The organism is Bradyrhizobium sp. 159 (genome assembly GCF_023073795.1).
Classification (GTDB): Bacteria; Pseudomonadota; Alphaproteobacteria; order Rhizobiales; family Xanthobacteraceae; genus Bradyrhizobium.
In genome coordinates this window covers 1-5,618 of record NZ_JADPKE010000007.1, presented here as the reverse complement: position 1 = coordinate 5,618, position 5,618 = coordinate 1, and the positions used below count along the sequence as shown (strand labels likewise).

Genomic DNA, 5,618 nt, shown 5'->3' with positions numbered 1-5,618 from the left:
CAGGGTCCACAGCCCCAACAACAGCAGGCCTGAACGAAACGAGAATTGTGTTACCCATGTCGTCGGTTTGAACTGTTACCCATGTCGCCGGTTGCTCAGAGCTTGCCTCTAGGCGAGCTCTCGCTTCTCGAGTTCCCCCGCCAGCACCCGCCACTGGAACAGCGGCGAGTCCTTCGGCGGTGAGAGCTCCGGGGTCCAGCCGGTGAGCTCTTCCAGCACATAGGTGTCCATCACGAGCCCGCGCCAGCGGCGCTCGACTTGGCCAAGCCGCTTGCGTTTCGCCGGGATACTCTCCCACAGCAATGATCGATGATCCGGCTCCCGCCCGACATAGATGCCGGCGTGGTCCCTGATCCGGTCCATGCCGGGATCGCGGAAATCCTGGAAGCGGCCGCGCTCGTTGATCTCTACGACGGGCACGCGGCCCCTGAACAGCCAGCGCATCATGGCGTAGGTGCGGTAGTCGGTCGTCGCGATCCAGGTCGCGCCGGTCTCGTCGAGTGCGGCCTGCGCGCGCGCGGCGACTTGCTCGTAGCCGGCTTCGGCGCCGATCGGATCGATCTTGCCGAGCAGATTCCAGGACGCGGCGACGTAATAGAGGAACACGATGACGACGAAGGCGATGCCCGTCGTGATGGATGTCCTGGCCCAGAACGCCGACGATCTGAGCATGCGAGCCGACCATCGCTCCTTCGTCATCGTTGCGAGGTTCACTGCCGCAGCGGCAAAGCCAACCGGCCACATGAACATCGGCCAGGTGTCGCCGACCCGCAGCGTCATCGACTTGACCAGGAAATAGAGAAACGGCACCAGCACCGCGGTTGACAACAGGATGGCGACCGGCTCTCGCGTGCGATAGCCGCGCCACGCCGTCAGCACCAGGCCCGTTAGCACCACCGGCAGCATCACGAAGCCGACCAGGCCGAATTGCAGGCCGATGTAATCACCGATGGTGCGCAGCGAAATGCCGTAATTCGCAGTGGCGCGCACCCCCTGGAAGCGGAACGAGGCCCAGTCGTGCTGCGCATTCCAGATCAGCACCGGCGAGAACATGAGGGTCGCGACCAGCACTGAGAGATAGGGATAGGGGCTACGCAACCAACGCCAGCGCCAATCCGGCACGAGCAGAAAGGCGGCCACCGCGGGCGCGAACAGGATCGCGGTGAATTTCGACAGCATCGACAGGCCCGCGAACAGCCCGGCCGCAAGCCACCAGCGTCCATCGCCGCTTTGCGCCAGCCGCACCAGCGACCACATCATCGCCATTGCGAACGGGATCATGGCGACATCGGGCGCGATCTTGGCCATCAGCAGGCCGTAATAGAGCGCGGCCTCCGGCATCAGCACCGCGATCATGATTGCCCGTGCGTTATGGGTGAGACGACGGACGATGTCGGCGAGCAGCAGCTGCGTCATCAGCATCGCGACGATGCCGCCGAAGCGGACGCCGAGCGCGGTATCGCCGAAGATCGCGGTGCCGAAGCGAATGAGCCAGGCAATGCCAGGCGGATGATCGAGGAAGCTGAGCGCCGTTTCCTTTGACCAGGTCCAGTAATAGGCCTCGTCGGTCCGCAACTCGATCTCCGAGGCGTAGACGATGCGCAGCACGGTCATCGCGGCGATGATCGCCGCGGCCATGACGAGGGGCCGGCGCGCGGGGCCGCGAAGGGAAACGGTGATGTCAGGGGCTATCGTCACGGCCGCGCTTTTCGCCAACCTGGGACGGGGAGTCAATGCGGGAGCTCCATTCTCCCTGTCGTCGCGGATCGACGCGCGCTCGCCCCGGACGACGGCGGAGTGTGTGGCTCCTTGCCGCGCATGTGATCTCCAAAGCTGTCCACCTCCGGAATTAAACGCTACGCTGGCTGTTCTCTTTCATGAACTGATACAATCGAATCATGGCCACCGCTCCCATACAGATGTCCGCCGTCCGTGCCACCAGCGTGCGGCAGGTGCGGCTCGTCTGCGGCGTCATCCTGTTCTCCTACGTGGTCAGCCACTTCCTCAACCATGCGCTCGGCAACATCTCGGTCGATGCCATGGAGGTCGGGGTCTATTACCACACCGTATTCTGGCAGTTCCTCCCAATCGCGATCGTCTTCTACACGGCCGCACTTACCCATATGGGGCTTGGCCTCTACGCGCTGTACCAGCGCCGGCAGTTCCGCTGGCGGACGATCGAGCCGCTACAGCTGGTGCTGGGCTTGAGCATCCCCGTCCTGATCATGGCACACGTGATCGGAGTGCGGCTCGGCCAGACGCTGTATGGACACCAGAAACTCTATCCGCAGGAGCTCTATCTGTTCTTCGTCGCCTCGCCCGGCCGGCTCTGGCAGATGACGATCCTGCTTCTGATTGCGTGGGTGCACGGCTGCATCGGGATCTTCTTCTGGCTTCGCCTCAAACCGTTCTTCGCGCGGGCGGCACCCTATCTGCTCGCGGCTGCCGTGCTGATTCCGACGCTGTCGCTGCTCGGCATCTACCAGGGCGGACGCAGCGTCGCCGTCGAGAGCGACGATGGAGAATGGCGTACGCACAATCTCAGCCGCCGCCAGATCGGCACGGTTGCCGAAGGCAATACGCTCGACCGCATCACCGGCAGCCTCACCATCGGTTATTTCGGCCTGCTCGGACTGGCGCTGGCGGCGCGCGGCGTGCGCGCGTTGCGCGAACGGCGCGGCGGCATGATCGCGCTGTCCTACGGCAATGGGAAAACGGTGCGGGTCCCCAAGGGGCTGTCGGTGCTGGAAGCAAGCCTGCGCCACAATGTGCCGCATGCCAGCGTCTGTGGCGGCCGCGCCCGCTGCTCGACCTGCCGCATCCGCATCATCGGCGATCATGGCGCCCTGCCCGAGCCGTCGCCGCGCGAGGCTTTCGTGCTGACCCGCGTCGGCGCCAGCGACCCCTCGATCAGGCTCGCCTGCCAGCTGCGGCCGACGTCCGACCTCTCCTTCTTTCAGCTCTTCACACCGCACACACTCTCCGCGAATGCGCAAGCCTCGACGCCCGCCAGAATCGGCCAGGAGCGTTATCTGGTCAGCCTGTTCGTGGACATGCGCGGCTCGACCCAGCTCGCGGAAAAGCGGCTGCCGTTCGACACCGTCTTCATCGTCAACCGCTTCCTCGGCGCGGTGTCGCAGGCCGTGATCGAGAACGGCGGTCAACCGAACCAGTTCGTCGGCGACGGCATGCTGGCGCTGTTCGGGCTGTCGGCCGATCCGCAAGCGGCCTGCCGGCAGGCGCTGAAGGCGGCCTCCGGCATCGCGACGCGTATCGACGAGCTCAACGAGCTCCTGAGCCACGATCTGCGCCAGCCGATCCGCTTCGGCATCGGCATCCATGGCGGCGAGGTCATCATCGGCGACATCGGCTATCGCGATCACATCGTCTTCACTGCGCTCGGCGATGCTGTCAACGTCGCTGCCCGGCTTCAGGACATGACCAAGACGCTCGCTTGCGAGGCTATTGTCTCGGAGGAAGTCCGCCGCACCGCGGGCCTTGCCGACGACGCCCTGCCGCAGCAGGAGGTCGCGATCCGCGGCCGCGACGAGCCGCTTGCCGTGCGTGTCGTCGCGGATGCGAGGGACTTGACGGCGCTCGTCGACCGAGGCGAGCGCGTTGCCGCGTAGCGCGTAGGCCACACGAAAGGTGCGCTTCCCCCGCTTGCGGGGGAGGGTTGGGGAGAGGGTGTTTCCGCAACGCGACAATCCCCCAGAGGGGAAAGCCCTCACCCGCGTCTTCGGCGCGACCTCTCCCGCAAGCGGGAGAGTCGAGCGAGTTCTGCGGCACCATTGATCCACCCCGCTGGAATCATCGCGGCGTAACACCGGCCTGCTGCAACGCAGCGGCATGGGCTTGCTGCGAAAGCACGAATTGACTTCGTCCAAATCGTTGCAACAGATGAGTGCGGGATCGCGGTGATGACCGCGATCCGACGAAAAGCTCCGGGAGGGGATGAGAATGTTCGATCGACGCGACCTGCTCAAAGGAGCGGGCCTTTCCGCCCTTGCGGCCACACTGAACTCAACCAGAGCGCTGGCGCTCGACACCGTCACCCTGCCCTTTGGAAATGGCGAACGGCCGCTGGTGAAATATCCACAGAAGCGGCCGATGATCGGCCTGACCAGCCGGCCGCCGCAGCTCGAGACGCCGTTCGCGGTGTTCAACGAGGGCCCGATCACGCCCAACAACGCATTCTTCGTGCGCTATCATCTCTCCGACCTGCCCTACAATCTCGACCCCGACAAGTTCACGCTCGAGGTCAAGGGCAAGATCGACAAGCCGCTGAAGCTGTCGCTGAAGGACATCAAGAAGATGAAGGCGACCGAGATCGTCGCCGTCAACCAGTGTTCGGGCAACAGCCGCGGCTTCTTCGAGCCACGTGTTGCCGGCGGCCAGCTCGCCAACGGCGCCATGGGCAATGCGCGCTGGCGCGGCGTGCCACTGAAGGCGGTGCTGGAAATGGCGGGCGTGCAGGCCGGCGCCAAGCAGGTCACCTTCAACGGCATGGACGGCCCGGTCAGCGACAAGACGCCGGATTTCGTCAAGGCGCTCGATCTCGATCACGCCACCGACGGCGAGGTGATGCTGGCGTATGGCATGAACGGCGGGGACCTGCCGTTCCTCAACGGTTTCCCGCTGCGCCTGATCGTACCGGGCTATTACGGCACCTACTGGGTCAAGCACCTCAACGAGATCACGGTGATCGACAACGTCTATGACGGCTTCTGGATGAAGTCGGCGTATCGCATCCCTGACACGCCGAACAACGCGGTCGAGCCGGGCACCGCGCCGAAGGCGACGATCCCGATCAACCGATTCACCATCCGCTCCTTCATCACCAGCATCCCCGACGGCGCCAAGCTGAAGGCGGGAACTGCGATGCTGCGCGGCATCGCCTTCGACGGCGGCAAGGGCATCAAGGAGGTCCAGGTCTCCTCCGACGGCGGCAAGACCTGGACCAGCGCCAAGCTCGGCAAGGATCTAGGCAAGTACTCGTTCCGCGAATGGAAGCTGCCGGTGAAGCTCGCGGCCGGCAGCCACGAGCTCAAAGTCCGCGCCACCGGCAATGGCGGCGAGACCCAGCCGGATACGCCGCGCTGGAACCCGGCGGGTTATCTGCGCAACGTCGTCGAAACCGTCCGCGTGACCGTGGCCTGAAGGAGAATGATCATGCAACGCACCGTTCTCCTCGCCATCTCGCTCGCTCTCGCCGCCGTGATCGGTTCGGCACTTGCGGCACCGGTCAATTACAAGACCCCAGACGAGGTCGCGGCATTAAAGCCCGGGCCCAATCTCGAGGTCGTGCAGGGCAATTGCAGCGCCTGCCACTCGTCCGACTACATCGCCACGCAGCCGCCGATGAAGGACAAGAAGGGCTTCTGGCAGGCCGAGGTGACCAAGATGATCAAGGTCTATGGCGCACCGATCGACGATGCCGATGTCGGCAAGATCGTCGATTATCTGGCCGCGACGTACTGAAGGACCGCGTCAACGCGTTTTCTCTTACCCTCCCCTGGAGGGCAGGGCTATCGCATGTGGCCGAGGAGCTCAAAAAGAAAGGCATCGTTCCACCCGGCGCGCTTGAGCTTGAGGCGCAAGGAGATGGTGGTGTCAGG

General features: G+C 64.4%; 4 protein-coding genes. 3 read left to right on the top strand and 1 reads right to left on the bottom strand.

Annotated features, from left to right (window positions below; genetic code table 11):
• Nucleotides 1-108: 108 nt before the first annotated feature.
• Nucleotides 109-1,638 (bottom strand): glycosyltransferase family 39 protein, encoded by a 1,530-nt coding sequence (locus IVA96_RS01720; RefSeq protein WP_247415119.1) that lies wholly within the window; start codon nt 1,636-1,638, stop codon nt 109-111.
• 260 nt (nt 1,639-1,898) lie between these two features.
• Here IVA96_RS01720 and IVA96_RS01715 point away from each other — a divergent pair, with 260 nt between their 5' ends.
• The 3 genes from IVA96_RS01715 (at nt 1,899) to IVA96_RS01705 (ending at nt 5,481) form a co-directional block, all read left to right on the top strand.
• On the top strand, nt 1,899-3,629 hold the full coding sequence (locus IVA96_RS01715) for an adenylate/guanylate cyclase domain-containing protein (RefSeq protein ID WP_247415117.1): 1,731 nt from the start codon (nt 1,899-1,901) through the stop codon (nt 3,627-3,629).
• 331 nt (nt 3,630-3,960) lie between these two features.
• On the top strand, nt 3,961-5,160 hold the full coding sequence (locus IVA96_RS01710) for a molybdopterin-dependent oxidoreductase (RefSeq protein WP_247415116.1): 1,200 nt from the start codon (nt 3,961-3,963) through the stop codon (nt 5,158-5,160).
• 12 nt (nt 5,161-5,172) lie between these two features.
• The gene (locus tag IVA96_RS01705) at nt 5,173-5,481 is read left to right on the top strand and encodes a cytochrome c (protein WP_247277416.1); all 309 of its coding nucleotides are present in this window, start codon (nt 5,173-5,175) and stop codon (nt 5,479-5,481) included.
• Nucleotides 5,482-5,618 lie beyond the last annotated feature (137 nt).